Consider the following 26,200-nt stretch of genomic DNA (forward strand, 5'->3'; position numbering starts at 1 on the left):
GCAATGGGCGGGATCAATGCCCCGTCCTCGGTCTCAAGGCAGGCTGGCAATCACCTGCGCCACGGCGGCGGTGAGCTTCTTGGCGTAAGGCACATGCAGAAACTCGTTGGGCCCGTGGGCGTTGCTCTTGGGGCCGAGCACGCCGCAGACCATCATCTGCGCCTGCGGGAAGCCCTGGCTGAGCATGCCCATCAGCGGAATGGTGCCGCCCTGGCCGATGAAGCCGCAGGGCGCGCCGAAGTGCGCTTGGCTGGCGGCGTCCAGCGCCTGGGCGAACCAGGGCGCGGTCTCGGGCGCGTTCCAGCCGTTGGCGCCGCTGGCGATCTCCCAGGTCACCTTGGCCTGGTAGGGGGCGTTGTCTTCGAGCAGCGCCTTCATCTCCTGCACGCAAGCCGCAGCGTCCACCAGCGGCGGCAGGCGCAGGCTGAGCTTGAAGGCGGTGTAGGGGCGCAGTACGTTGCCCGCGTCCTGCAGGGCCGGAAAACCCTCGGCGCCAGTCACGCTGAGCGTGGGCTCCCAGGTGCGCTTGAGCAGGGCCTGCACCGGGTCCGTGGTGGTGGGCAGGGCGGTGAGGGTGGAGCCGCCGCAGTCGTGGTGCGCCCAGGGGAAGCGCCGGTACACCTCCTCGCCCAGGATGGCCGCCGTGGCGCGCGCCTGTGCCAGGCGCTCGGCGGGCACCTCGCAGTGGAAGCGGGCGGGCAGCAGGCGCCCGGTGGCGCTGTCCTCCAGCCGGTCGAGCACCTGGCGCATGATGCGGAAACTGGACGGTACCAGGCCCGAGGCGTCGCCCGAGTGGATACCCTCGGTGAGGATCTCCACTTTCAGCGTGCCGCTGGCCATGCCGCGCAGGCTGGTGGTGAGCCAGAGCTGGTCGTAGTTGCCCGCGCCCGAATCGAGGCAGACCACGAGCGCCACCTCGCCCAGGCGGCCCTTGAGCGCGTCGATGTAGGGCAGCAGGTCGCGCGAGCCGCTTTCCTCGCTGGTTTCGATCAGGCCCACGATGCGCGGGTGCGGCACGCCCTGGCGCTGCAGCTCCTGCACGGCGGCGATGCTGGCGTACACGGCGTAGCCGTCGTCGGCACCGCCCCGGCCATAGAGCCTGCCGTCCTCCATCTTGGGCGTCCAGGGGCCGAGGTCGGAGCGCCAGCCGGCGAATTCGGGCTGCTTGTCCAGGTGGCCGTACATCAGCACGGTCTGCGGGCTGGCGGGGCGCGTGGCGGCGATCTCGAAGAACAGCACCGGCGTGCGGCCCGGCAGGCGCACCACCTCAGCCGTGAGCCCGGCCACCGGCTGGGCCTGCACCCAGTCGGCGGCGTTGCGCACCACGGTGTCGAGCAGGCCCGCGCCTTCCCAGCCGGGCTCGAACATGGGCGACTTGGCGGGGATGCGGATGTAGTCGGTGAGCTGGGGCACGATGCTGGCGTCCCAGACGCCGCTGATGCGGTCCAGCGCGGCGGCGCTGTCCAGCGCCTGGGGAGGGAGGGGAGCGTTCATGGCGGTGGCTTCACATTGGCGCAAAAGCTGCATTCGACCACAAGCCGCCCAGGCCTGTCACAGTGGTGCAATGAACTAATGCAAGGACGTCGGAAAGGTCGCGTGCGAGGAGGTCATCATCCCCGCATGGGCCATGCGGCCCAGCGTGGCCGTGGTGTGCACGCGGTTGCCGCCGTACTGGCGGGCTTGTTCCAGGGCCTGGTCGGCCGCGTGGATGAGCTGGTCCCAACTGTCGCCCGGCTCCAGCCGCCCGCCGAACACGCCCACGCTCAGCGTCAGCGCGGGGGTGCCGCCAGGCAGTGGGGGCAGGTCGCGCGCGGCGTCGCACAGTTGCTCGGCCAGGCGTGCGGCGCCTTGGGCGCTGGTGTCGGGCAGTACCAGCAGCAGCTCGCAGGCGCCGTAGCGGCCCACGATGTCCTGCGAGCGGATGCGGTTCTGCACCAGCTCCACCATGGAGCACAGCAGGGATTCGCCGTCCTGGCGGGCGCCGCCGGTGTCTTCGCCCAGCAGGTCGGGCTCCAGCATCAGCACCGCCATGGGCAGGCGGGTGCGGATGGCGCGGGCCACGTCGCGGTCCAGCGCGGCAATGATGGAGCGGCGGTTGGCAATGCCCGTGGTTTCATCCAGCGCGGCCAGCACCTGGCTGCGCCTGCGGCCCTGGTGGCTGTGCAGCAGCACAAAGCCCACCGTGGCCACCAGCCAGGAGGCCAGTGCAAACAGCACGCCGGGGATCAGCACCATCGGATCGGTCAGCAGCGACTGCGGGTCGGGCAGCCCCGCCAGCCCGGCCACGGCCAGCGCGGTGTGGGTGGCCATCAGGCCGCCCAGGCCTGTGGCCACCAGCACGGTGCCACGCTCGGGCAGCGCAAAGCGGCGTTCCAGAAGGTTCCACAGCACCCAGGCGCATTGCCCGGCCAGCACGGTACCGGCAAGGGCCGCTGCCAGCCCCAGGTCGGCGTGCCAGGGCAGCAGCACCAGGCCCAGCAGCAGCGGGGGCGGCACCACGGCGCCCCAGGGCATGGGTTGTTCCTGCTGGCGCGCAATGGCCGCCAACACGCAGGCCAGGGCGCCCGAAGCCAGCATGCCGCCGCCCACCGTGACCCACAGCACAGGCCACTGCGCGCGCCAGCCCAGCAGGCCGCAGGCCAGCGCCTGCAAGGCCAGTGCCAGTGCCCAGGTGCGCAGCCCGTCGCGGCGGCCACCCCAGGCGGCCACGGTCAGCCCGGTCGCCAGTGTGAGGGCGACCACGGCCGATGCCAGCATCAGAACAGACCAAACTGTAACCATGACCCCCTGATTGTTTCACCAGTGGGGAATGTGTTGCCAGATGCAAACGAAGAAATAGTTCAGCGCTGAGGAGACAGCCCAATCTGCGTGTGTGGTGTGCTTGCATCATGGCCCAGCTTGAACACCTGCACGGCGGTGGTCAGGCGCTGTGCCTGTTCGCGCAGGCTTTGCGCGGCAGCGGCCGATTGTTCGACCAGGGCGGCGTTCTGCTGGGTCATCTGGTCGAGCTGGTTGACGGCAGTGTTCACCTGGCCGATGCCGTCGGACTGCTCGGCCGCTGCGGCCGAGATTTCGCCCACGATGTCGCCCACGCGGTGCACGGAGGCCACGATCTCGCCCATGGTGGCACCGGCGTTCTGCACCAGTTGGGTGCCGCTGTCCACGCGCTCGACCGAGGCCTGGATGAGCCGCTTGATCTCGCGCGCGGCTTCGGCCGAGCGGCCTGCCAGGCTGCGCACTTCACTGGCCACCACGGCAAAGCCGCGGCCTTGTTCGCCCGCGCGGGCGGCCTCCACCGCCGCGTTGAGCGCCAGGATGTTGGTCTGGAAGGCAATGCCGTCGATCACGCCAATGATGTCGCCGATCTTGCGCGAGCTTTGCTGGATATCGCCCATGGTGGCGACCACCTCGCCTACCACCTGGCCGCCGCGCGTGGCCACTTCGGCGGCGGCGCCCGACATCTGGTGCGCCTGGCGCGCGGCGTCGGCGGACTGTCGCACGGTGGCGGTCAGCTCTTCCATGCTTTGTGCGGTCTCGGCCAGGTTGCTGGCGGCGTGCTCGGTGCGGGTGGAGAGGTCCTGGTTGCCCGCCGCGATTTCTGCGCTGGCGGTGGTGATGCCATCCACCGCCTGGCGCACCTGCAGCAGCATCTGCACGTAGCGCTGGCGCATGGCCTCCACCCCGTGCACCAGGGCGCCGATCTCGTCGTGCTTGGCCGACTGGAAGGACTGCGTCAGGTCGCCCTGGCCCACCAGCGTGATGGCGTGGGTGAGCTGGCGCAGCGGCTCGCTCACCCCGCGCCGCAGCACCACAAACAGGCCCACGCCCAGCAGGCCCAGCGCCAGCGCCATGAGGCCCCACACTGCGTAGCTGACCTGGCGCTGGCTGGCCATGGCCTCGGCATCGGGCACTTCGGCCACCACCCACCAGCCTTCGGCGCGGGTCTTGCGCAGCAGCGCCCAGGGCGCCTGGGCGTTGGGTTGGAGAATGCCTGCGGCATCGCGCACCAGGCCGTCGCTGGCCTGGCCCAGTGCCTCGAAGAACGCGCGGCCTTGTGGGAAGGCCTGCAGCACCTTCTGGCCGCGTGCGCTGGGGTGCACGACGAACACGGCTTCGTCCAGGCTGCCGCGCGGGTCGATCACGTACAGGCCGCCGTTGTCGAAAAAGCGCGTCTGCGCCACCTGCTTTTCCAGCATGCCGTCGAACACGCTGATGTCGTTGCCCACAAAGAGCGCGGCGATGACCTTGCCTGCGGCGTCTTTCACCGGCAGGTAGTAGCCCATGGTGGAGCGCCCCTGGATCGGTGTGCGGCCGGCATAGGGCTCGCCCTTGCTGATGTGTCGGTAGGCGCCGCCCTTGCGGTCCAGCGGCGGGCCGGGCACGCGCACGCCCTGGGCGTCTTTCACGGAGGTGGTGATCTCGACGAAGTCCTCGCCCTTGCGCGCAAAGACAGCGGCCACGCCCCCGGTCTGGGCGGCAAAGGCGTCCACGGCGCTGGTGTCGCCGTTCACGGGCGCGCCGTAGCTCTTGAGTTCGCCCGTGGCTTCATCGAGCTGCATGGCGCTGTCGAACTGGCGCTGGAAGCTCTTGACCGTTTGCTGCACCAGCTCGCGGTTGGTGGCGTCGGCCGCGTCCAGCGACTGGGCCACGCTCTGCACGGTGTCGCCCACGCTGCGCACCACCTGCTCCCGGGTGCTGCGGCTGGTCAGGATGGAAATGGCCAGGCCCACGAGCAGCAGCACCAGCGCCACCAGCACGATGGCGGCCAGCGTGATGCGGCGTGCGACCGAGCGGTTGTCTGCTGAGGGGTTCCGTATGGGTAGCTCCTTGACGTAACAAAATGCAGCGTTAATTGACGTAACGTCAATAATGTACGGGAGCCAGGCGCGCCGGAACAAGCGCATATTCCCGGATACCGCTGCGTCAGTCGCCACCCAATGCGGTAGTTGCCTGCCGTTTACTGCGACGGCGGGGTGCGCCAGCCCAGCCCCGCCGATGTACCCGCGCGCGGGCGGTATTCGCAGCCGATCCAGCCGCCATAGCCCAGGGCATCGATCAGCCCGAACAGGTAGGGGTAGTACACCTCGCCCTGGTCGGGTTCGTGGCGCTCGGGCACGCCGGCGATCTGCACATGGCCCACGCGGCCCGTGGGCAGGTAGCGGCGCAGCTTGGTGGCCAGGTCGCCTTCGACGATCTGGCAGTGGTACAGGTCCATCTGCACCTTGAGGTGGGGCGAGCCCACGGCGTCGAGCACCGCGTGCGCGTCGTCCTGGCGCTGCAGCAGGTAGCCGGGCATGTCGCGCGGGTTGATGGGCTCGATCAGCACCTCGCGCCCGCAGGCACCGGCCTGTGCGGAGGCCCAGCGCAGGTTGTCCACGTAGGTCTGGCGGCAGGCGGCGGGGTCGGCACCTTCGGGCAGGCAGCCCGCCATCAGGTGGATGCGCGGGCAGTCGAGCTGCTCAGCGTAGTGCAGCGCTTCCAGCACCCCGGCGCGAAACTCGGCCTCGCGCCCCGGCAGGGCGGCGGTGCCGCGTGCGCCCTGGTCCCAGGCCTGGGCCATGGCGCCGCGCGCAAGGCCACCGGGCGGCGCATTGAACAGCACCTGGCGCAGCCCGTGTGTGCGCAGTTGCGCTGCCAGCAGCGCGGGTTCGTGGGCGTAGGGGAACAGGTATTCCACACCGGCAAAGCCGTCGCGCGCAGCGGCGCCAAAGCGTTCCAGAAATGGCAGCTCGGTGTACATCAGGCTCAGGTTGGCGGCAAACTGGGGCATGGTGTTTGGACGTCTGGAGAATGGGTTTTTGTGCAAGAAACGGCCTTGGCGCCCGTCTAACAAGCGCTGCAAGCTATCATATTCATAGCAACCATGGCGACTCTTCCATTGTTACGCATCGGTGAACTGGCCCGCCGCACCGGGGCCTCGGCCAAGGCCATACGACTGTACGAGGCGCGCGGCCTGCTGGGTCGGGTGGCCCGCGCAGGCACCTACCGCCAGTATGGCGAAGACGATGTGGCACGCGTGCAGTTGATCCGCCAGGCCTTGGCGTTGGGTTTTCGCCTGGCCGAACTCGACGGCCTGCACGCCCTGCCGTCGCCCCAGGGTTGGCAGCAGGTGGCCGCTCTGGTGGCGGCGCGCCGGGCGGCGGTGGCGTGTGAGCGCGAGCGTCTGCGCCGCCTGGACCGGCAACTGGCGGCGCTGGAGGCGGAGCTGCGCTCCTGCGATGTCGCCAATGCTCCCCGCCTGGTGCTGGATTGCCCCGCCGCAGGGCTGGGCGCAGCCTGAGCACGCTGCGCAGGCAGGCTCAGGCTGCACTGTCCTGGTGGTTTCGCACCAACGCGCAAAAGCCTTCGGCGGGCAGTGCGGGTGACCAGTGGAAGCCCTGGCCGAACTCGCAGCCAAAGCCCTGCAGTCTGTGCAGCGTGGCCGCGTCTTCCACGCCTTCGGCCACCACTTGCAGGCCCAGGCAGTGGGCCATTTCGATGATGGCGCGCACGATGCCTTCGTCGTGCGTGCTGCTGCCCATGCGGCGCACAAAAGACTGGTCGATCTTGAGCCGGTGCACCGCAAAGCGCTGCAGGTAGGCCAGGTTGGAGTAGCCGGTGCCGAAGTCGTCGATGGCTATCTGCACGCCCTGTGCACGCAGGCGCTGCAGCACTTCGCTGAGGTGGTGTGCGTCGGCCACCAGCAGGGATTCGGTCAGCTCCAGCTCCAGTGCGTCAGCGGGCAGCTGGCAGGCGGCAAGCGCGTTGGCCACTTCGCGCTCGATGTTGTCGCGGTGGAACTGCAGGGGCGAGACGTTGACCGCCACCGTCAGCGCCCCCAACCCTTGCTGGCGCCAGGCCTGGGCGTCCAGGCAGGCGCGGTGCAGCACCCAGGTGCCGACCTCGTTGATGAGGCCGGTACGCTCCGCCACCGGGATGAACTTGCCCGGCGGCACGAAGCCCAGCGTGGGGTGTTTCCAGCGCACCAGCGCCTCGGCGCCAATGATGCGGCCGCTGTGCAGGTCGAACTGCGGCTGGTAGTGCACCTGCAACTCGCCGTGGGCCAGTGCCGTGCGCAGGCCCGACGCCATGTGCAGGTGCTCGACCACGTTTTCGTTCATGCTCGCGTCAAAGAAGCGGAACGCGTTGCGCCCCGAATCCTTGGCGCGGTACATGGCCAGGTCGGCGTTCTTGAGCAGTTCGTCCACGTCCGACCCGTCGCGCGGCGCCACAGCAATGCCCAGCGAGGTGGTCACCACCACGTCCAGACCTTGCAGCGGGAACGGCCTGGCCAGCAGTTGCAGCACCTGTCTGGCGCTGGCGGCCACGGCCTCCTCGCTGTGGACGTTGCCCAGCAGGATCAGGAACTCGTCGCCCGAGAGCCGTGCCACGGTGTCGCCGTCGCGCAGGCCCGATCCCAGCCGCTCGGCCACGAGGCACAGCAGCTCGTCGCCCACGGCGTGGCCCAGGGAGTCGTTCACGGTCTTGAAGTTGTCTAGGTCCAGGTACAGCGCGGCCACCATGCGCTGGTCGCGCCGGGCCTGCAGCAGCAACAGTTCCAGGCGGTCCTTGGCCAGCGTGCGGTTGGGGAGCTGGGTCAGCGTGTCGCGGTGCGCCAGCACGTCGATGCGTTGGTGCGATTCGGCCAGCGCTTCCTTCTCTGAAGCGAGCTGCGCCAGGGTACTGTGCAGGTCGCCGGTCAGCAGCCAGACGAAAAAACCGATGGCGGCCAGAATGGCCACCATCATCACCAGGCGCTGCAAGTCCACAGGCGCCGACGCAGCGCGGATCACGCCGGTCTGGTGCAGCACGAACAGCAGCACCAAGGCGCCCTGCAACCAGGCCATCAGTACCCACAGCATGCGCCGGCTGCCAAACATGCCCGCAAAGATCAGGATGGCCGGAAAGGCCAGCGTCCCCTCGTCATACAGCCCCTCGCCCGCTGCCATCAGCCCGAAGATGCCCGCGATCAGCGTAGCCAGCATCCACTGCGATGCCCGCGCCAGTTCGCCGCGCTGGTTCCACCGATAGGCCAGGCCCAGCAGCGCCAGGGCCACCAGTTCCAGGGCCACGCTGGTGTAGCCGCCCTTGGAAAAACTCATCAGCGCCGCGGTACCGAAGGCGGCCATCACGGCCCACAGGATCTGCTGCAGGCGCCGCTGCTGCAGCGTCAGCACCGTGCCTGGGGACGGTGGGGGGGTGGCAGGAAGGGAAGAGGACATGGAAGCGAGGGCTGCCGCCAGGTCGGGCGGCGCGCAGCCACCAGCATGGAGCAGCCATGCACGGGCGTGAATGAGGGTCTGCCCTAGGACCAGCAGTGACATACCCACAATGGGGCATACAGGTTCACAATCGCGCCATGAGCGCTCCGCCACTCGTTCCTGTGGACCCGCTGGATGTTCGGGTGGGGTTGCCAACGCGCGTGGACATCTTCGACGTGCATGGGCAGTTGCTGCTGGCGCGCGGCTCCACGGTGTACCGCGAAGACAGCGCGGAGCGCCTGCAGCAAGCCGGGTTCAAGATAGTGGCGACCACCCAGGGCAAAGGCATGCGCCGCCATGAACCCGTATTCCAGCGCATGGAGGTGCTGGCGGACACCATGACCGACATGGAGCGTGTCCTGCTGCAGGACCAGGGCTTGCCCTCGTTCACCTTCAAGGTCCAGGCACTGGCACAGACGCTCATCGCATGTTGCGACGAGGACCACCACGCCGCGCTCGCGCAGGCCTACCTGGACCAGCACCATCCCTACTCTGTGCTGCACCATGTGCTGGTCGGCGTTGTGGTGGCGGTGCTCGCGCGCAGCGAGGGCTGGAGTGATGCAGACCGCATCTCGCTCGTGGCCGCGGCCTTGTCACACGACCTCGGGGCCCTGGCCTTGCGCCAGGCGCTGGGCCAGGCGGCGTCTCTGGATGAAGAGCAGCGCACGTTGGTGCGCGAGCACCCGGACAGAGGTGTGCAGATGCTGCACGGCTTGGGTGTGCGCGACGCGTTGTGGCTGCGGGCGGTGCAGGATCACCATGAGCGCATGGACGGCAGCGGGTATCCGCAGGGCCTGTGTCTGGACGGCAATGCGGCCGGGGCCTTGATGGCGGTGGCCGATGGGTATGCGGCCATGCTGCGCCCCCGCCCCTACCGGGAGCGCAAGCTGAGCCTGTCCGTTCTTGACGATCTGCGCCAACACGCCGGGACCTGGTACGACACGCGCAAGGTGCAAGCGATTGCCGACTGCTTTGGCAGCTACCACGCGGGCAGCATCGTGCGCCTGGCGAGTGGGCATATGGCGGTGGTCACACGCCACGTGCCAGAGCGGCCCGAGCAGCCCGACATGATGCTGATTGCCGTGGGTGGCGACCATCCGATGGAAAGGCCCAGCCCCATCGATGCCGCCGACCCCGACCACGCCATCGTGGCCGCGCTGCAACCCGAGATCAGCCTGCGATTTCGCAGCATGGTCAACAAGTGCTGGAGCAGCCAAGGCGCTTGACTCTGCCCCGTGGGGCAAGGTGACGATGGCGGACATCGCAACTTCAAGGTATTTACGTGGCGCAACGCATTTTGGTCATCCTGGGCCATCCATCGGCAGACAGCCTCAGCGGGGCCCTGGCGCAGTCGTACAAGGAAGGCGCGCAAGCGGCCGGGGCGCAGGTGCGCCTGCTGGATTTGGGGGCGCTGGCGTTCGATCCGATCCTGCGCGCGGGCTACCGGGGGGAGCAAGCGCTGGAGCCTGACCTGCAGGCCGCGCAGGCCCAGATCACCTGGGCCGAGCACCTGGTCTGGGTCTATCCGACCTGGTGGGGCGCCATGCCGGCGTTGCTCAAGGGATTCATCGACCGCGTGTTCCTGCCCGGCTTTGCTTTCAAGTACCGCCAAGGATCATCGCTGTGGGACCGGCTGTTGGCCGGCCGCTCGGCGCAGTTGCTGGTGACCATGGATTCACCGCCCTGGTACTACCGCTGGGTGCAGCACATGCCGGGCCATCACCAGATGAAAAAGACCATCCTGGAGTTCAGCGGTATCCGGCCCGTGCGTGTGCAGAGTTTTGGGCCGGTGCGCACGGCAGATGCCGCGCGGCGCCAGCGCTGGCTGGAGCGCGCGCGGCGGCTGGGGGAGGAGGCTCAGCGCATCTGAAACAGCTCGCGGTGCAGTCGCTCTGCGGGAAGGCCCAGGGCCTGCAGGCCTTGCTCCAGGGCCTGACCAAACCCGGCGGGACCGCAGAACCAGACATCGGCATCGCGCCATTGCGGTACCGCCTGCGCGATGCGCTGGGCATTCAGCAGGCCGTCGCGCTCATCCCACAGCACATGCAGGCCTACCCCGGCCTCGCGGGCGTCGCGCTCCAAAAGGCCGATGGCGTGCGGGTCGTACACCGCCGTGGTGTGGAACAGGTCGATTTCGCGCCCGTCGGCTTGCTGCGCCAGCGCCTTCATGCGTGCGATGAACGGGGTGATGCCAATGCCCGCGCCCACCCAGATCTGGCGGCGCTGGCGGCCCTCGAAGTTGAAGCGACCGTACGGCCCCTCGATGCGCACCACATCGCCCACCTGCACGCGCTCGGCCAGCGTGGCGGTGTAGTCGCCCAGCGCCTTGATGATGAAGGTGATCTGGCCGTCATCCTGCCAGGCCGAGGTGATGGTGTAGGGGTGCGGCCCCTCGTCCGCGTGCAGCGTCACAAAGGCAAACTGCCCGGCGTCGTGTCCGGCCCAGCGGCCCTTGAGGGCAATCGTCACCTCCACCACCTGCAGGCGGTCATGGCGCACCACGGACTGCACCTCTCCTGCCACCTGGCGCTGTGCGCCCACGCGGCGCAGCAGTACCCACACGGCGGCCACGCTGCCCCCGGCCATCAGGGCGCCCATCAACCAGCCCAGCGGGGTGCCCCAGTAGTCAAAGCGCATCAGCACCACGGCGTGAAACACCAGCACAAGGTAAGCCACGGCGATGAGCCGGTGCGTCTGGAAGAAGCGCTGGTACGGAAAGCGCCGCACCAGCGCCAGCACCATGAGCAGCACGGCGGCATAAAAGGCCCATTCGCCCAGTCCCTCGGCCGGTTTGCGCAGGCCGTGCAGCCAGGCCTCCAATCCGTCCAACTGGGGGCCGGGCCCGCGCTGGGGCCGCTCCAGCAGGCCTGCACGCACCAGCCATTTGGGCGCTTCGGACAGCAGCCAGTGACCCACTGACAGCACCAGCCCGGCAATGCCCAGCCACTTGTGCAGGCGGTACATCTTGTCCAGGCCGCCCAGCCAGGGCTCCAGGCGCACCGGGCGCACGGCCAGCAGCATGGCCAGGCTCATCACGCCCATGCCCAGCACGCCGCTGTACTGGATCAGCAGATTGCGCCAGGGAAAAAAGCCCTGGAGGGTGGACAGGCTGGGGGCATTGATGAGCAGCCAAAGTCCCGAAAGACCGAGCAGGCTGAACCAGTAAAAGCGGTGAATGCGGCGCATGGCAGGGAACAAAGTGGAGTTTTGGCTTCATCTTAGGCGTCTTGCGTCAAGCGCCGGTAAAGCGCGTGTGGCGTGTTGGCAAAGCAGCGCCTGCATCCGGGCTGCCCTGGGGAACAAAGCGCCTGTGGCCGATGCACAATGCTGTTATTCCCTGCGCACTGCGCGAGCCTGCCCACCATGACCGACCCTGCGAACGACTGGATTGCTCCCTTGGGGCAAATGCTCGATGGTTTGGGCATTGCCATGTGCCTGTTCGACGACCAAGACCGTACCCAAGCCTGGAACGAGACCTTCCTGCGTTTTTTTCCGGAACATGCGGGGCATGTCCATGTGGGGGAGCCGTACTGCGACAACCTGCGCCGTTTTTACCTGGGGCGCCTGGGGCCCGACGAGATCGAGCGCATCGACAGCTATATCGATGCTGGTATTGCGCGCCACCGGGGGCAAACCCAGCCCTTTGCCTTTGAGCACCGGGGGCGGCAACTGGTGGTGTCGTCCCTGCGGTTGCAGGGGGTGGGGCGACTGCGCGTGTGGAGCTTGCGGCATGGCGCTGCGCTGGACCTGCTGGGCCAGGGCGCCGGGCTGCCGCAGGATGCCGGGGCGCTGTCCTCGCTGCTGGACCGCGTGCCCGTGGGGCTGATGCAGTGCGACGCTGCCGGGGCCATCACCTGGGTGAATGCCGCGTTTGCGCTGAAGTACGGCCTGCACGATCCACGGGCCGCCCTGGGCCGCACGCTGGAGGAGGTGTTCCGCCAGGCATGGACAGCGGCAGGCACGCCCGATGCACCCGCCTGCGTCCAGGGCCTGCAGACCCTGCGCGAGATGATGCGCTTTACCGGGGCGCCCTTCGAGCTGACCCTGCCTGGACCACGCACCGTGCGCGTGCAGGCCCGCCCCGGGGTGGATTCCGTCCATTTGTATGCCCATATCGACATCACAGAGCTGCGCCTGCAACAGGAGCGCCTGGCCGAAGCCGAGCAGGCGGCCCGCGACAGCGCTACCGCACTGGCACGCGAGTCCGCGCTGCTGCAGGCCACGCTGCAAAACATGGAGCAGGGCGTGGCCATGATCAACCCGCAAGGCCGGATCGAGTTCTACAACCAGCGCATCCTGGAACTGCTCGATCTGCCGCGGGAACTGCTGGACACCCAGCCCCTGCTGGAAGACGTGATTCGCTTCCAGCGCGAGCATGGCGAGTTCGAAGACCAGCCGCCGCAGGCGCTGGCGCACCTGTCACCCCACTCACTCGGCACGGTCCAGCCTCTCGCCGTGCGCCAGCGCCCCAACGGCCGCATGATCGAAGTACGCAGCATTCCGGTGGCGGGTGGCGGCTTGCTGCGCACCTTCACCGATGTGACCGAACGCCACCAGCACCTGCAGCACATCGAGCACCTGGCCAGCCACGACAGCCTGACCGGGCTGTACAACCGCGCCAAGTTCATGGAATGCCTGGTGGCCGAGGTGGCGCTGGCCAGGCGCCAGCAGGGCCGCCTGGCGGTGCTGTACCTGGACCTGGATGGGTTCAAGCCCATCAACGACGCGCATGGCCATGCCGCCGGGGACCAGGTGCTGGTCTGGGTGGGCCAGACCCTGCGCCGGGTCGCGCGCGAATCAGACTTTGTGGCGCGGCTGGGAGGCGATGAGTTTGCCGTGCTGCAGCGCGGCATCGACCACTACGACCAGGCCGTGGCGCTGGCCCAGCGCCTGGCCGACGCTCTGAGCCAGCCCTGGACACTGGGCAAGCTGCGTGTGCAGATCGGTGCGTCCATTGGCATTGCGCTGTACCCCGAGCACGGCAGCGATCCGGAGGCCTTGCTCGCCGCTGCCGACCAGGCCATGTATCTGGTCAAGACGGGCAACCGCAAGGGGGGCTCCCTGGTGGTGCCGCGCCAAACCCGTGGTGGCGGCGCACCGCAGATGTCCTGATCCGGCAGCTCAACGCATCTGGAACAGTTCCTGGTGGAACTGCTCCGCAGGCAGCCCCAGCGCCAGCAGATCCCGCCGCAGCGCCTGGCCAAAAGCCGCCGGGCCGCAGAACCAGACGTCCGCCTCGTGCCACTGCGGCACGGCGGCGGCGATGCGCCGGGCATCGAGCAGGCCGTCGCGCGCATCCCACAGCACATGCAGGCGCACCCCGGCGGCCAGGGCGTCGCGCTCCAGCAGGCCGATGGCATCGGCGTCGTACTCCGCAGTGGCATGGAACAGGTCGATGGTCTTGCCATCGGGCGCCTGCGCCAGCGCCTTCATGCGCGCGACGAATGGCGCAATGCCGATGCCGCCGCCCACCCAGATCTGGCGCGCTCGCGCGCCCTCGAACGTGAACTGCCCATAAGGCCCTTCCACCTGCACCACGCTGCCCACGCGCAGGCGGTGCTCCAGGGTGCGCGTGTAGTCACCCAGGGCCTTGACGAGAAAGCCGATGCGCCCGTCCCCCGTCCATGGCGTCGCGATGGTGAAGGGGTGCGCCCCTTCTTCGGCATGGAAGGTGACAAAGGCGAATTGGCCCGCCTGGTGCCCGGCCCAGCGGCCCTTGATGTCGATCGCCAGCTCCAGCGTGTGCACGGCCTCGTGCCGGGTGATGGCCGACACCTCCCCCACCGCCTTGCGCCCGGCCGCCACGCGGCGCAGCAACACCCGCACCGCCGCGATGCCGCCGGCCAGCACCAGCAGCGCCAGGGGCAGCCCCAGCACACCGGCCCAGTAATCCACGCGCAGCAGCACCAGCGCATGCCAGGCCAAGGCCAGGAAGGCAGCGGCCAGCAGGCGGTGCACCTTGAAGAAATAGCGGTACGGGAAGGTGCGCACCAGCGCCAGCAGCATCATCAGCACGGCCAGGTAGAACGCCCACTCGCCCACCACCACGGCCATGCCGCGCTGGCCGCGCAGTGCCTGCTGCAGCCATTCGAGCGCGGGCAGGTCGGTGCGCAGCAGACTGGTGGAGACCGCCTGGCGCTGGATCCAGCCCAGGCCCACCAAGTACGACGGCACCACGGCCAGCAGCCAGTGCGCGATTGACGCCCCGAGCGCCGTGATGCCCAGCCATTTGTGCAGCCGGTACATCTTGTCGAGACCGCCCAGCCAGGGCTCGAACACCACCGGGCGCACCGCCAGCACCAGGGCCAGCGCCATGACACCGATGGCCAGCACGCCGGTGTACTGCAGCAGCACGGCGCGCCAGGCGAACACATGCGTCAACGACGCGGCATCGGTCGGGTCGCTCAGCCACCAGGCGGTGCTGAGCAGAAGCAGAAAGAAGCCGAAGACCTGGCGGATGGTTTGCATGGCAGTGGATGCAGGGGCCGATGGGGGGATGGTAGCCCCGGGTGGAGGTCGCATGGCACGGTGCCTGGTCGGCAGCAACCGAGTCGCACAGGCGTGCGCTGATTGATCTGCCAAATAACGGCCGATGGCACCGCTTCCTGTCGGCTTCACGCACTTGCGATCGGTTCATGCTGTGCCCAGGGCTTGGTCGAGCAACAAGCCTTGGCGTGCACTTGGCGGCAGAGGTTTCCAGGGGCGCCTGTCTGACATGCATCCACCACCAACTTCAGGGGCCTGTGGCTTCTGTGGGAGAGAGCCATGCGTTACAGCGAATCCGAAGTCAATCATGCCCTGACCCGACTGTTCCGCTGGGGCTATGCAGCCCTTACGCACCGGGAGCGCGCCATCGTGGATGAACTCGCGGTCATCTGCTGATCCGGTTCGCGCCAGCAACACCGCCCTGCAGGCGCGACCGACCACGCCTGCGGAATGGCCGCCACCGCATGCGGCCGTTGCTTCAGCGCAAGAGCCGTATGGCTTCGGGCAGCGAATCTACCTGTGGCAGGAAATGGTCGATGGTGGCGCCCAGGGCCACGGCGCACAGCAGTGCGCCGAGCAGTGGCTTCCAGGTCAGGCGCACGGCGGCGCTGAGCCAGCCCGCACGTTCCACCCCCATGGCCACACGGGCCGTGGTGACCGAAAACGCCAGTTCCACGGCCACGGCCAGCAGCACGTCCCAACCAAAGAACAGCAGCGCCAGCGAGCCCGCGCCCATGACCAGCAGCGCAACGATGGCAAAGATGGCCACCACGGGCACCACCACCACGGCGCCTTCATCGGCGCTGCCCAGGCCTTCGAGCGCTCCCCCGGCCAGGTCGCCCAGGCCCTGGGCGGCGCCGTCCAGCGCGCCCGATGTGTCGCCCCCGTCCGAAGGCATGGAAACATGGGGGCGCACACGGGTGGCGGAGCGGGCCAGGTCCACCACATCCAGTGCCATGTCGCCAGCATCGATGGCGTCGCCCGCATCCCAGCCGCTGTCCTTGGCCTTGCCCTCGGGTTGCACCAGCCAGTTGGCCCACAGGCGCAGCACCAGCAGGTACACCAGGTAGCCCACGGTGAGCGTGACCGCGTAGCGCACCGAGAGCTGGTGCACGCCCAGCGTCTTTTGCATCCATGCGGCCAGCAGCATGCCCAGCAGCGTGAGGCTGCCGATGCACAGCCCATGCCATTGCAGGCTGTGGCGTTGCTGCAGCGTCTGCGCGATCTGCTCGCGCTCGGTCAGGCGCACGCTGCGCCAGTTGCTGCGCCGGGCCTGGCCGGGGCGCTTCATGCGCTGGCGTCCACCACCACCGGCACGCGCTGGGCCACCGCGCACATCAGCTCATAGCCAATGGTGCCTGCGGCCTGCGCCACCTCGTCAATGGGCAGCACGGCGCCCTGGCTGGAGCGACCCCACAGCGTGACTTCGCTGCCCATGCCGACCTCCATGCCCGCGGCGCGCAGGGGCGTGAGGTCCACGGCCAGCATGTCCATGCTCACGCGGCCCACAGTGCGGGTGCGCACGCCGCCCACCAGCACCGGCGTGCCGGTGCCGCAGTGGCGCGGGTAGCCGTCGGCGTAGCCGCAGGCGGCCACGCCCAGGGTCATGGGGGCGTCGGCGGTGAAGGAGGAGCCATAGCCCACGGTGTCGCCCGGCTGCAGTTCCTGCACCGCCAGCAACTTGGTGGACAGGGTCATGCCGGGTTGCAGATCCCAATCCGTGCTGCGGCGCTCGGGGTGGTCGGGCGCGCCGCCGTACAGCATGATGCCTGCGCGCACCCAGTCGGCGCGCACCTGGGCGTCCTGCGCATGGCGCAGCGTGGCGGCGCTGTTGCACAGGCTGCGCTCGCCGGGCAGGTCGCGCGTGGCCAGGGCAAAGGCGGCCATCTGGTGGGCGATGCCGCGCGGCCCGTCGGCGTCGGAGAAATGCGTCATGAGCGAGATTTCCTCCACCTGCGGCAGGGCGTTCAGGCGCGCCCAGGCGGCGCGGTAGCGCTCGGGCGTGAAGCCCAGGCGGTTCATGCCCGAGTTCATCTTGAGGAACACGCGGTGCGGCACCTGTGTCTTGTGGGCAGCCAGCCAGTCGATCTGGGCGTCGCAGTGCACGGCGTGCCACAGGCCCAGGCGCGAGCACAGTTCCAGGTCGCGCGGCTCGAACACGCCTTCAAGCAGCAGGATGGGGCCGCGCCAGCCCAGGTGGCGGATGCGCTCGGCCTCCTGCAGGTCCAGCAGGGCAAAGCCGTCGGCGGCGCGAAAGGCCTCGAACACCCGCTCGATGCCGTGCCCGTAGGCATTGGCCTTGACCACGGCCCAGACGCGTGCGTCGGGAGCGGCCTGCTGCGCGCGCGCCAGGTTGTGTTGCAGTGCAGCGGTGTGGATGGTGGCAAGAATGGGACGGGGCATGGCGGGCAGGTGCGTGCTGGGGTGTGGAAGGGGATTCTGGCACCGGGACGCTGGAATCCGCGTGTTATAACCGCCTGTCACAAATTCAGGCCCCCCGATTTAATCCGCCATCAGTCCCGCTGATGGCCGCCCCCCAGCCTCCCCGATGAAGCGCGGTTTTTACACCATCATGTCGGCGCAGTTTTTCAGCTCGCTCGCCGACAACGCATTGTTTGTGGCGGCCGTGGAGTTGCTGCGCACGGGCGGCGCCCCCGAGTGGCAGCGTGCTGCGCTGGTGCCCATGTTCGCCCTGTTCTACGTGGTGCTGGCGCCCTTTGTCGGTGCGTTTGCCGATGCGCTGCCCAAGGGCAAGGTCATGTTCGTGAGCAATGCCATCAAGGTGGTGGGTTGTCTGTTGATGCTGACCGGCCTGCACCCGTTGCTGGCCTACGCCGTGGTGGGCCTGGGTGCAGCGGCGTATTCGCCGGCCAAGTACGGCATCCTGACCGAGCTGCTGCCGCCTTCCCAACTGGTCAAGGCCAATGGCTGGATCGAGGGGCTGACGATCGCCTCCATCATTCTGGGCGTGTTGCTGGGCGGGCAGTTGGTGGGGGCCACGGTGTCGGCGCACCTGCTGGCGTTCGATCTGCCGGGGGTGGAGTTGGTGGACAACGCTGCCGAGTCCGCCATCCTGTCGCTGGTGCTGGTGTATGCGCTGGCGGCCTGGTTCAACACCCGCATCCCCCATACCGGCGTGGAGATGCGCCCGCTGCGGCACGACCCCGCGCGCAGCGTGCTGGCCAGTGCGCTGGAACTGCTGCCCGACTTTTGGCGCTGCAACCGCCGCCTCTGGAACGACCGACTGGGCCAGATCTCGCTGGCTACCACCACGTTGTTCTGGGGTGTGTCGGGCAACCTGCGCTACATCGTGCTCGCCTGGAGCGCTGCTGCGCTGGGCTACAGCACCACCCAGGCCTCGGCGCTGGTGGGGGTGGTGGCCATTGGCACGGCGGTGGGTGCGGTGGTGGCGTCCATGCACATGCGGCTGGACCTGGCCACACGCGTCATGCCCCTGGGCGTTGCCATGGGGCTGCTGGTCATTCTGATGAACTTCATCGACAACGTCTGGCTGGCCGTGCCTTTTTTGATTGCGCTGGGCGGGCTGGGCGGCTTCCTGGTGGTGCCCATGAACGCGCTGCTGCAGCACCGGGGGCACAACCTCATGGGCGCGGGGCGGTCCATTGCGGTGCAAAACTTCAACGAGCAGGCATGCATCCTGGGGTTGGGGGCGTTCTACAGCCTGTCCACCCTGCTGGGGCTGTCGGCCTTTGGTGCCATCACGGCGTTTGGCGTGGTGGTGGCTGGCGCCATGTGGCTGATCCAGCTCTGGCATGTGCACAACTGCCGCCACCACCGCGAGGAACTGGAGCACCTGCTGCAGATCGCCCGGCAGGATACGCACCACTGATGCTATAAAATTGATAGCTTCTTGCGCCTGATGGATGGGCGCTGGAGGCCAATTTTATGCAAAAAGCGCGATGCAGGCCTCGTCCCACACGTGGCCGTCCTGCGACCAGGGGCCCACGCCCGGCGGCGGGAATCCGCTGCGGCAATAGCCCTGCTGCGCTTCAAAGTCGAACACCGCGTGCGGGTAGTCGTTGATGAGCAGCACCGCCTTGCGGCAGTCGGCTGCCCAGCCGATCTTGACCGTGGAGGGCTGCGCCCGGTCGGTCACGCTCTCCACATCGTAGATGTGCACCGCGTCCTGGATGGGCTGGCTGGCCAGGGCCCGGTCCAGCGCATAGAAGTAACCTGTCTCGCCATCGTCCTCGAACACCGCGCTGAACTGTCCCTGGGGGGCCACCCCTTCGATGGTCACAGGTTGGCCGACAAAGATTTGCCGCTGGGCGGCGACGTGGATGGGCATGGTGCGTGCAGACGGGAAAGGTATGCAAAGGTACCACGCCTGTGGGGTGTATCCAGGCTAGGCGCGCAGGAATCCACAGGCGCTTGAGCGCCTGCAGCGCGGTACGGCTAGCATGCGGGTCTTTCCACTGCACAGGTGCCCACCATGCCCACGGTTTACGACTTCGACGCCCAGACCATCGACGGCCGCACCGTCCCGCTGCGCCAGTACGAAGGCAAGGTGCTGCTCATCGTCAACACCGCCAGTGCCTGCGGTTTCACGCCGCAGTTTGCCGGGCTGGAAGAACTGCACCAGCGCTACGGCGACCAGGGTCTGGTGGTGCTGGGCTTTCCGTGCAACCAGTTTGCTGGCCAGGACCCCGGCAGCAACGACGAGATCGCCAGCTTCTGCCAGCTCAACTACGGCGTGAGCTTTCCGATGATGGCCAAGGTCGATGTCAACGGCGCGCAGGCCAGCCCGCTGTACCGCTGGCTGTGCGCCGAGGCCCCCGGCCTGCTGGGCAGCAAGGCCATCAAGTGGAACTTCACCAAGTTCCTGGTGGGCAAGGACGGCCAGGTCATCCGGCGCTACGCCCCACAAGACACGCCCGCCAAGCTGGCGGACGACGTGGAGGCCGCGCTCCAGGCGTGATGCCTCTCCCCGGGAAAGCCCCGGGGTCCATGGCCTTTCGGTACAAGGCCGCGCACGGTGCGCTTCCTAGACTCGGTTTGCCTTCTTCGTGGTGCCGCCCTTGCCGGGTGGTGCCCACCGTGCAAACCCACCCAGGAGACCGACCGTGCACCCATCCGCCCCCCACACCACCCCACGCCGCGCCCTGTGCCGTCTGGGCAGCTACCTTGTTGCAGGCATGGCCCTGCTGGGGGCGCTGTCGGCGCAGGCGCAAACCACCTTCACCACCACCTACCGCAACGGCAGCACCTACAACATCTACGGCAAGGAGCCCAGCGCCGCAGGCAAGTACCCGGTGTATGTGCACACCGTGGGCACGGGCGAGGCCTACGACAGCGCCTGGGCCAAGGCCGCCATCGACGCCGCTGTGGCGCGCGGCTTTGTGGCAGCCACGGTGCAGTACGCCAACGCCTCGTTCGGCAGCTGCTCCACCATCAGCGGCCGTGCCAAGGGCATCTTCAACGCGGCCAGCACCAGCAGCGCCATTGCCAAGCTGTGCGCACGCGGCAAGGCCGACTGCTCCAAGGGCATCGTCACCGGCGGCCTGAGCCAGGGCTCCATCATCTCGGTGCTGGCCAAGAACTACGACAGCCGGGTGCAGGCCTCCATGGGCCAGGGCACGGGCTCGACCTACACCGTGGCCTACAACCTGGAGTCGTGCATGGCCAACGGCAAGCACGCCCAACCGGGCGAGCGCATCCGCATCATCAACGGCGAGCGCGACATGTTCGTGGGCGGCACCGAGGCCATCGCGCGCTCGCAGGCCGAGCTGGTCACCGGGCTCAAGTGCACCGGGCGGCAATCGTGCTTCCGCAGCAACGGCAGCGGCTGGTACATCGTCAAGGACCTGGAAGTGGCCGACCTCAATGCCGACCACTGCTTCATGGGCAACCTGGGGGTGCCCGGCGTGCAATGCTCGGGCATCCTGGGGGTGGACCCGTACTATGAATATGGCAACAACCAATGGGGCGTGAAGGCCACCATGGACTGGCTCAAGACTTTCGTCAGGCCCTGAGAACGCATGAGCGAACCCTGGCGCTTTCCCTGTAGCGCTGGGGTGCGGACTGCGGTGCAATCACGGGAGCAAGCGCCATGAAGCACTACGAACTATCCAGCCAGCCCCGCACGCCTTCGGTGCCGGCAGCGCGCACGGTCCCGTGGGGTCGGCGCTGGCCGCAGGCCGCTCTGGCGCTGGTGGCCCTGGGGGCGGTGCTGTGGGCGCTGTGGCCCGCGCAGCCACCCGCAGCGCTGCACACCCAGGCCAGCGCCCCGGTGGCCCAGGCGCAGCGCGCAGGCCAGGCCTGGCCGTTTGCGGCGGGCGCCCCCGTGGCTGACGCTGCCGAGCACGCTGCAGCCACCCACTCCCCCTGGGACCGCTTGCAGCCCGTGGCCGACGGGGACGAAACCGCGCAGGGCCCCGACCCGCGCACGCTCAATGCGGGCATTGCGCCCGAGCGCCTGTCGGTGCAACGCCGCCTGGCGGCCCAGGACTTTCTGGACCATGTGGTGCTGCAACCCGAACCCCGGGGCGGTTACATGGTGCAGGCCGTGCTGCCCGGCAGCGTGTACGCGCGCTCGGGCCTGCGGCCGGGCGACACCGTGTACACGCTGGACCTGCCAGACCAGCCGCCGGTGGAGGAAAGCAACATGGTGGCCCTGACGAGCGTGCACGAACTGACGTTCCAGGTGGTGCGCGCCGGGGCGCTGGTGCGTCTGTCGGTGCGCCTGAACGAGGAGACCCCTAGCGATGGCCAGGGCTGAGCCACCCGCCGCACGTTCGGTCTGGACAGCGGCGCCCCCAGGACAGCCCCAGGCGCGCGTGCGCCTGCTCGGCGACGCCATTGTGTTTGCCTGCCCCGGCATGCGCAACACCACCCAGCGCCACGCCGCCACGCTGCTGTGCAGCACCGACGGCCAGGCGCTGCAGGCCCGCTGCCAGGGCCACACGGTGCAAGCCCCGGCGCTGCTCATTGCGCCCATGGCGTGCAAGACCGTGGATGCCCTGGACCGGTCCCTGCTGCTCATCGACCTGGAGCCCGGCCACCCCCACTACCGCCACTTCCAGGCCCTGGCAGCGCCCGGCGTGCAGGCACTGCAGGGTGCGCCATGCGCTGCGCTGCAAGACCTGGGGCGCGCCTTTGCCGCAGGCAGATTGCAGGGCCAGGCCGTGGACGCCCAGGTGCGCGAGGCCGTGGCGGCCACGGCGCGCCAGCTCCCGCAGCCCGCGCCGCTGGATCCGCGCGTGCGCAAGCTCATGTGCCTGCTCGACGAAGACCCCGGCGCCGCGTTGGAGCGCCTGGCGCCGTCACTGGGTCTGTCGGCGCACCACGCCTCGCGCCTGTTCCACCAGGGGCTGGGACTGCCGCTGCGGCGCTATGCGCTGTCGATCAAGATCCGGGCGGCCGCCAGCTTCATGGGCAGCGGCCTGGCCCTCACGCAGATTGCACAGGCGGCGGGCTTTGTCGATTCGGCACACTTTGCCAAGGTCTGGGCGCAGAACTACGGCGCGGCGCCCTCGCGTTTTTTTGACACCGCCAACACACACATCGACCAGACCGACCAGCCCGACTGGCTGCTGTGGTACCTGGCGCAGCGCGACCGGGACCTGCCGCCCCCAGCGCCCGGCGCACAGACACCCTGGGTGCACCGCCGCCGCACGCCGCGCACGCCACGCCTGCGCACGGCGGCACCGTGATGCCGGTCGGCGGTAGGCCGCCTTGGTGAACGCAGGGCCGTTGCCGTACTTTCTGTTACCGCCATCAACGCAGGCTTCATGCCGCGTACATATTCCAGCGCACGGGCCGGTGCACAGTGGCGCCACCGGCCCGCGCGGCCTTCTGTCAGGAGATGTGCCCATGACCTTGCAACGAATGGCCCTGTTCTGTGCCCTGACGGCGGGCCTGGCCCCGCTGGCGCAGGCCCAGCCTTTGTCCCGCAGTGATACCCCCCTGGCCACCGAGCGCCTGCGCACCCGGCTGGCCGAGCGCGTGCAGGAGCGGCGCGCCCCCCTGCCCCCGGACGTGCAGAAAATCGCCGACCTGCCCTACGGCCCCGATGCCCGCCAGCGCATGGACATCTACCGGCCCAGCACCAGCACGCCCGATCCCACCGGTGCACGTGCGCCGGTGGTGTTCATGGTGCATGGCGGCGGCTGGCGCAACGGGGACAAGGCCATGCCCAGCGTGGTGCAGAACAAGGTCGCCCGCTGGGTGCCGCGCGGGGTGATCGTGGTGTCGGTGAACTACCGTCTGCTGCCCGACACCCCTGTGTCCCAGCAGGCGCAGGACGTGGCCCAGGCCTTGGCCACCGCGCAGCAACTGGCAGCGCAGTGGGGCGGTGACGCGGGGCGCTTCATCCTCATGGGCCACTCGGCTGGCGCGCACCTGGTGTCGCTCATCAACGCCCAGCCCATGCTGGCCCAGCGCCTGGGGGCCTGGCCCTGGCTGGGCGCGGTGGCGCTGGACAGCGCCATGCTCAACGTGCCGCAGTTCATGCGCGCGCCGCACCTGCCGCTGTACGACGACGCCTTTGGTACCAACCCGGTCTATTGGCACGCCCTGTCGCCCTTCCACCAGTGGGTGAGCGGTGCGCCGCCCGCCCAGTTCGTCTGCTCCACCGAGCGGCCCGACCAGCCCTGCCTGCAGGCGCAGGCCATGGCCCGGCATGTGCACACCCTGGGCGGCCGCGCCGAGGTGCTGCCCCAGCCCCTGACGCACGGCGAAATCAACGCCGAGCTGGGCTTGGACAGCGACTACACCCGTGCGGTGGAGGGCTTCATGGCCTCGCTGGATGCGGTGGTGGCACAGAAACTGGGGCGTTGATTGCTATAAAAATAATAGCTACTGGCGCTTGTTGAGTAAGCGCTAGAGCCCCATTTGACCTAAACTTTCTGTCCTGCCAGATAGGGCGCCAGATACCGCCCCGTATGGCTGGCCGGATGGGCCGCCACCTCTTCCGGCGTGCCCTGCGCCACCACGGTGCCCCCGCCCGCACCCCCTTCGGGCCCCATGTCGATGAGCCAGTCGGCAGTCTTGATGACGTCCAGGTTGTGCTCGATGACGACGATGGTGTTGCCCGCGTCGCGCAACTGGTGCAGCACCTTGAGCAGCAGGTCGATGTCGGCAAAGTGCAGGCCGGTGGTGGGCTCGTCCAGGATGTAGAGCGTGCGGCCGGTGTCGCGCTTGCTCAACTCCTGCGCCAGCTTCACACGCTGCGCCTCGCCGCCCGAGAGCGTGGTCGCGCTCTGGCCCAGGCGGATGTAGCTCAGGCCCACGTCCAGCAGCGTCTGAAGCTTGCGCGCGATGGTCGGCACGTCCTGGAAGAAGGCTGCGGCGTCTTCCACCGTCAGGTCCAGGATCTGGGCGATGTTCTTGCCCTTCCACTGCACCTCCAGCGTCTCGCGGTTGTAGCGCTGGCCGTGGCACACGTCGCAGGGCACGTACACGTCGGGCAGAAAGTGCATTTCCACCTTCACCATGCCGTCGCCCTGGCAGGCTTCGCAGCGCCCGCCCGCCACGTTGAAGGAAAAGCGCCCCGGGCCGTAGCCGCGCTCGCGGGCGGTGTTCACCTCGGCCATCAGCTCGCGGATCGGCGTGAACAGGCCGGTGTAGGTGGCCGGGTTGCTGCGCGGCGTGCGACCGATGGGCGACTGGTCCACGTTGATGACCTTGTCGAAATATTCGATGCCCTCGATCGCCTCGTGCGGCGCCGGTTCGTCGTGCGCGCGGTAGAGCTGGCGTGCCACGGCCTTGTGCAGCGTGTCGTTCACCAGCGTGCTCTTGCCCGAGCCCGACACGCCCGTCACGCAGGTGAGCAGGCCCACGGGGAAGTCCACGCTCACGTTCTGGAGGTTGTTGCCCGTGGCGCCCAGCACGCGCAGCGCCTGCAGCGGGCCCTGGCGCGCCTCGTGTTCGGCCATGCGCTCGGCGCGCTTGCGGCTGGCCTCGCTGACCGGGAAGCGTGACTTGGGCTTGGCCTCTGGTGCCGGGGCCGCCACCACCGGCAGCCAGGGCGTGCGCCGTGCAGGCACGGCAATGCGCCGGGTGCCCGCAAGGTACTGCCCGGTGAGCGACTGCGGGTGCTGGCGCACGGCATCGAAGCTGCCCTGCGCCACCACGCGCCCGCCGTGCACGCCAGCGCCTGGGCCCATGTCGATGACCTCGTCGGCCGCGCGCATCATGTCCTCGTCGTGCTCCACCACGATCACGCTGTTGCCGATGTCGCGCAGGTGTTTGAGCGTGGCGATGAGGCGGTCGTTGTCGCGCTGGTGCAGGCCGATGCTGGGCTCGTCGAGCACGTACATCACGCCCGTCAGGCCCGAGCCGATCTGGCTCGCCAGGCGGATGCGCTGCGCCTCGCCACCGCTGAGCGTCTCGGCGCTGCGGTCCAGGCTCAGGTAGGTCAGGCCCACGTCGTTGAGAAAGCGCAGCCGCGCGCTGATCTCGCGCACCACCTTGTCGGCGATCTCGGCCTTGGCGCCGCTGAGCTGCAACTGCTCGAACCAGGCCTGCGCGTCCAGCAGCGTGAGGTGGCTTACCTCGTGCAGCGTGCGCCCCTGGGCGCCTTCGCCCACGCGCACATGGCGCGCCTCGCGGCGCAGGCGTGTGCCCTGGCAGTCGGGGCAGGACTGGGTGCTGCGAAAGCGGGCCAGGTCCTCGCGCACCACGGTCGAATCGGTCTCGCGGTAGCGCCGCGCCATGTTGGGCAGGATGCCCTCGAAGGGGTGCTGCTTGACGATGGCCTTGCCCTTCTGGGCGCCGCTGTCCAGGATGTAGCGGAACGCAATGTCTTCGGTACCCGAGCCGTGCAGCACCACGTCCTGCACCCTGGCGGGCAGCGACTCGAACGGCGCCTCCACGTCAAAGCCATAGTGCGCGCCCAGACTCTCCAGCATCGCGAAGTAGTAGCCGTTGCGCCGGTCCCAGCCCTTGATGGCGCCGCTGGCCAGGCTCAGGGACGGGAAGGCCACCACCCGCGCGGGGTCGAACACCTCCTGCTGGCCGATGCCGTCGCAACTGGGGCAGGCGCCCTGGGGCGAGTTGAACGAGAACAGGCGCGGCTCCAGCTCGCCCAGCGCATAGCTGCACACCGGGCAGGCAAAGCGCGAGGAGAACAGGTGCTCCTGGCCCGAATCCATCTCCAGCGCCAGCACGCGGCCGTGGCCCTCGGTGGCGCCCACGCGCAGGGCGGCTTCAAAGCTCTCGGCCAGGCGTTGCTGCAGGTCGGGGCGCACCTTCACGCGGTCGATCACCACGTCGATGTCGTGCTTCTCGGTCTTCTTGAGCGCGGGCAGGTTTTCGTGCTCGTAGGTCTGCCCGTCCACCCGAAAGCGCACATAGCCCAGCGCCTGCATCTGCGCAAACAGGTCGGTGAACTCGCCCTTCTTGCCGCGCGCCACCGGGGCCAGCACCATCAGGCGCGTGCCCTCGGGCAGGGCCAGCACGGCGTCCACCATCTGGCTCACGGTCTGGGCCTGCAGGGGCAGGCCGTGGTCGGG

21 protein-coding genes are annotated in these 26,200 nt (G+C 68.7%); 10 read left to right on the plus strand and 11 right to left on the minus strand.

Features of this window, described 5'->3' with window-relative positions:
- Positions 1-33 precede the first annotated feature (33 nt).
- The 4 genes from GWK50_RS19085 to otnI form a co-directional block, all read right to left on the minus strand.
- Positions 34-1,494, minus strand: a complete 1,461-nt coding sequence (locus GWK50_RS19085) for a M20 family metallopeptidase (protein WP_162017929.1) — start codon at positions 1,492-1,494, stop codon at positions 34-36.
- A 75-nt stretch (positions 1,495-1,569) separates the two neighbouring features.
- Positions 1,570-2,781 (minus strand): GGDEF domain-containing protein, encoded by a 1,212-nt coding sequence (locus GWK50_RS19090; RefSeq protein ID WP_162017930.1) that lies wholly within the window; start codon positions 2,779-2,781, stop codon positions 1,570-1,572.
- 59 nt (positions 2,782-2,840) lie between these two features.
- On the minus strand, positions 2,841-4,904 hold the full coding sequence (locus tag GWK50_RS19095; RefSeq protein ID WP_162017931.1) for a methyl-accepting chemotaxis protein: 2,064 nt from the start codon (positions 4,902-4,904) through the stop codon (positions 2,841-2,843).
- A 53-nt stretch (positions 4,905-4,957) separates the two neighbouring features.
- Positions 4,958-5,770 carry a 2-oxo-tetronate isomerase gene (gene otnI / locus GWK50_RS19100; protein ID WP_162017932.1) on the minus strand — a complete coding sequence of 271 codons (813 nt, stop codon included), beginning with the start codon at positions 5,768-5,770 and terminating at the stop codon, positions 4,958-4,960.
- Between the two features lie 93 nt (positions 5,771-5,863).
- Between otnI and GWK50_RS19105 the strand changes: the two genes are divergently transcribed.
- A complete protein-coding gene (locus tag GWK50_RS19105; protein WP_162017933.1) occupies positions 5,864-6,280 on the plus strand; it encodes a MerR family transcriptional regulator in 417 nt (138 codons plus the stop codon).
- A gap of 19 nt (positions 6,281-6,299) precedes the next feature.
- Here GWK50_RS19105 and GWK50_RS19110 read toward each other — a convergent pair whose 3' ends face one another.
- Complete coding sequence (locus GWK50_RS19110; RefSeq protein WP_162017934.1) at positions 6,300-8,201, minus strand: EAL domain-containing protein; 1,902 nt, start codon at positions 8,199-8,201, stop codon at positions 6,300-6,302.
- Between the two features lie 137 nt (positions 8,202-8,338).
- Between GWK50_RS19110 and GWK50_RS19115 the strand changes: the two genes are divergently transcribed.
- Positions 8,339-9,466, plus strand: a complete 1,128-nt coding sequence (locus GWK50_RS19115) for an HD domain-containing phosphohydrolase (RefSeq protein WP_162017935.1) — start codon at positions 8,339-8,341, stop codon at positions 9,464-9,466.
- Between the two features lie 56 nt (positions 9,467-9,522).
- Positions 9,523-10,110: an NAD(P)H-dependent oxidoreductase gene (locus tag GWK50_RS19120; protein ID WP_162017936.1), complete on the plus strand. Its 588-nt coding sequence runs from the start codon at positions 9,523-9,525 to the stop codon at positions 10,108-10,110.
- Here the strand turns inward: GWK50_RS19120 and GWK50_RS19125 are convergent.
- Entirely contained in the window at positions 10,098-11,426 is a 1,329-nt protein-coding gene (locus GWK50_RS19125) for a ferric reductase-like transmembrane domain-containing protein (RefSeq protein WP_162017937.1), read from the minus strand. The two genes, GWK50_RS19120 and GWK50_RS19125, sit on opposite strands and share 13 nt — an antisense overlap.
- A 177-nt stretch (positions 11,427-11,603) precedes the next feature.
- Between GWK50_RS19125 and GWK50_RS19130 the strand changes: the two genes are divergently transcribed.
- The gene (locus tag GWK50_RS19130; RefSeq protein ID WP_162017938.1) at positions 11,604-13,352 is read left to right on the plus strand and encodes a diguanylate cyclase; all 1,749 of its coding nucleotides are present in this window, start codon (positions 11,604-11,606) and stop codon (positions 13,350-13,352) included.
- Positions 13,353-13,361: 9 nt separating this feature from the next.
- Here the strand turns inward: GWK50_RS19130 and GWK50_RS19135 are convergent, their stop codons facing one another.
- The 3 genes from GWK50_RS19135 to alr form a co-directional block, all read right to left on the minus strand.
- Positions 13,362-14,708 (minus strand): ferric reductase-like transmembrane domain-containing protein, encoded by a 1,347-nt coding sequence (locus GWK50_RS19135; RefSeq protein WP_162017939.1) that lies wholly within the window; start codon positions 14,706-14,708, stop codon positions 13,362-13,364.
- Between the two features lie 496 nt (positions 14,709-15,204).
- Complete coding sequence (locus GWK50_RS19140) at positions 15,205-16,017, minus strand: hypothetical protein (RefSeq protein WP_162017940.1); 813 nt, start codon at positions 16,015-16,017, stop codon at positions 15,205-15,207.
- Positions 16,014-17,129, minus strand: coding sequence for an alanine racemase (gene alr / locus GWK50_RS19145; protein ID WP_162017941.1), 1,116 nt, complete (start codon positions 17,127-17,129; stop codon positions 16,014-16,016). Before alr ends, GWK50_RS19140 begins: the two co-directional genes overlap by 4 nt.
- Before the next feature lie 145 nt (positions 17,130-17,274).
- On the opposite strand from alr, the gene lplT reads away from it, so the two are divergent.
- Complete coding sequence (lplT, locus tag GWK50_RS19150; RefSeq protein ID WP_162017942.1) at positions 17,275-18,576, plus strand: lysophospholipid transporter LplT; 1,302 nt, start codon at positions 17,275-17,277, stop codon at positions 18,574-18,576.
- Between the two features lie 54 nt (positions 18,577-18,630).
- Here the strand turns inward: lplT and GWK50_RS19155 are convergent, their stop codons facing one another.
- A complete protein-coding gene (locus GWK50_RS19155) occupies positions 18,631-19,035 on the minus strand; it encodes a DUF2251 domain-containing protein (protein ID WP_162017943.1) in 405 nt (134 codons plus the stop codon).
- A 144-nt stretch (positions 19,036-19,179) separates the two neighbouring features.
- Between GWK50_RS19155 and GWK50_RS19160 the strand changes: the two genes are divergently transcribed.
- The 5 genes from GWK50_RS19160 to GWK50_RS19180 all read left to right on the plus strand — a co-directional run bounded on the left by GWK50_RS19160 (position 19,180) and on the right by GWK50_RS19180 (position 23,525).
- Positions 19,180-19,665 (plus strand): glutathione peroxidase, encoded by a 486-nt coding sequence (locus tag GWK50_RS19160; RefSeq protein WP_162017944.1) that lies wholly within the window; start codon positions 19,180-19,182, stop codon positions 19,663-19,665.
- 145 nt (positions 19,666-19,810) lie between these two features.
- Positions 19,811-20,719 (plus strand): hypothetical protein, encoded by a 909-nt coding sequence (locus tag GWK50_RS19165; protein ID WP_162017945.1) that lies wholly within the window; start codon positions 19,811-19,813, stop codon positions 20,717-20,719.
- Between the two features lie 77 nt (positions 20,720-20,796).
- The gene (locus GWK50_RS19170; RefSeq protein ID WP_162017946.1) at positions 20,797-21,465 is read left to right on the plus strand and encodes a hypothetical protein; all 669 of its coding nucleotides are present in this window, start codon (positions 20,797-20,799) and stop codon (positions 21,463-21,465) included.
- Positions 21,452-22,399 carry a helix-turn-helix domain-containing protein gene (locus GWK50_RS19175; protein WP_162017947.1) on the plus strand — a complete coding sequence of 316 codons (948 nt, stop codon included), beginning with the start codon at positions 21,452-21,454 and terminating at the stop codon, positions 22,397-22,399. The genes GWK50_RS19170 and GWK50_RS19175 overlap by 14 nt, the downstream gene beginning before the upstream one ends.
- Before the next feature lie 160 nt (positions 22,400-22,559).
- On the plus strand, positions 22,560-23,525 hold the full coding sequence (locus tag GWK50_RS19180; protein ID WP_242455435.1) for an alpha/beta hydrolase: 966 nt from the start codon (positions 22,560-22,562) through the stop codon (positions 23,523-23,525).
- Between the two features lie 59 nt (positions 23,526-23,584).
- Here GWK50_RS19180 and GWK50_RS19185 read toward each other — a convergent pair.
- Positions 23,585-26,200: excinuclease ABC subunit UvrA (locus GWK50_RS19185; protein WP_162017948.1), on the minus strand; the 2,616-nt coding region annotated here is incomplete at its 5' end.

The sequence above is a fragment of the Acidovorax sp. 210-6 genome (assembly GCF_010020825.1).
In the GTDB taxonomy this organism is placed as follows: Bacteria; Pseudomonadota; Gammaproteobacteria; order Burkholderiales; family Burkholderiaceae_C; genus Simplicispira; species Simplicispira sedimenti.

Excerpts from the sequence above, each read along its gene's own strand:
- GWK50_RS19180 (WP_242455435.1), top strand. The coding sequence starts at position 22,560 with ATGACCTTGCAACGAATGGCCCTGTTCTGTGCCCTGACGGCGGGCCTG.
- GWK50_RS19090 (WP_162017930.1), bottom strand. The coding sequence starts at position 2,781 with ATGGTTACAGTTTGGTCTGTTCTGATGCTGGCATCGGCCGTGGTCGCC.
- GWK50_RS19135 (WP_162017939.1), bottom strand. The coding sequence starts at position 14,708 with ATGCAAACCATCCGCCAGGTCTTCGGCTTCTTTCTGCTTCTGCTCAGC.
- GWK50_RS19170 (WP_162017946.1), top strand. The coding sequence starts at position 20,797 with ATGAAGCACTACGAACTATCCAGCCAGCCCCGCACGCCTTCGGTGCCG.
- GWK50_RS19130 (WP_162017938.1), top strand. The coding sequence starts at position 11,604 with ATGACCGACCCTGCGAACGACTGGATTGCTCCCTTGGGGCAAATGCTC.
- GWK50_RS19105 (WP_162017933.1), top strand. The coding sequence starts at position 5,864 with ATGGCGACTCTTCCATTGTTACGCATCGGTGAACTGGCCCGCCGCACC.
- GWK50_RS19095 (WP_162017931.1), bottom strand. The coding sequence starts at position 4,904 with ATGCGCTTGTTCCGGCGCGCCTGGCTCCCGTACATTATTGACGTTACG.
- GWK50_RS19125 (WP_162017937.1), bottom strand. The coding sequence starts at position 11,426 with ATGCGCCGCATTCACCGCTTTTACTGGTTCAGCCTGCTCGGTCTTTCG.
- GWK50_RS19115 (WP_162017935.1), top strand. The coding sequence starts at position 8,339 with ATGAGCGCTCCGCCACTCGTTCCTGTGGACCCGCTGGATGTTCGGGTG.
- GWK50_RS19140 (WP_162017940.1), bottom strand. The coding sequence starts at position 16,017 with ATGAAGCGCCCCGGCCAGGCCCGGCGCAGCAACTGGCGCAGCGTGCGC.
- GWK50_RS19085 (WP_162017929.1), bottom strand. The coding sequence starts at position 1,494 with ATGAACGCTCCCCTCCCTCCCCAGGCGCTGGACAGCGCCGCCGCGCTG.
- otnI (WP_162017932.1), bottom strand. The coding sequence starts at position 5,770 with ATGCCCCAGTTTGCCGCCAACCTGAGCCTGATGTACACCGAGCTGCCA.
- GWK50_RS19155 (WP_162017943.1), bottom strand. The coding sequence starts at position 19,035 with ATGCCCATCCACGTCGCCGCCCAGCGGCAAATCTTTGTCGGCCAACCT.
- GWK50_RS19110 (WP_162017934.1), bottom strand. The coding sequence starts at position 8,201 with ATGTCCTCTTCCCTTCCTGCCACCCCCCCACCGTCCCCAGGCACGGTG.
- GWK50_RS19160 (WP_162017944.1), top strand. The coding sequence starts at position 19,180 with ATGCCCACGGTTTACGACTTCGACGCCCAGACCATCGACGGCCGCACC.
- alr (WP_162017941.1), bottom strand. The coding sequence starts at position 17,129 with ATGCCCCGTCCCATTCTTGCCACCATCCACACCGCTGCACTGCAACAC.
- GWK50_RS19175 (WP_162017947.1), top strand. The coding sequence starts at position 21,452 with ATGGCCAGGGCTGAGCCACCCGCCGCACGTTCGGTCTGGACAGCGGCG.
- lplT (WP_162017942.1), top strand. The coding sequence starts at position 17,275 with ATGAAGCGCGGTTTTTACACCATCATGTCGGCGCAGTTTTTCAGCTCG.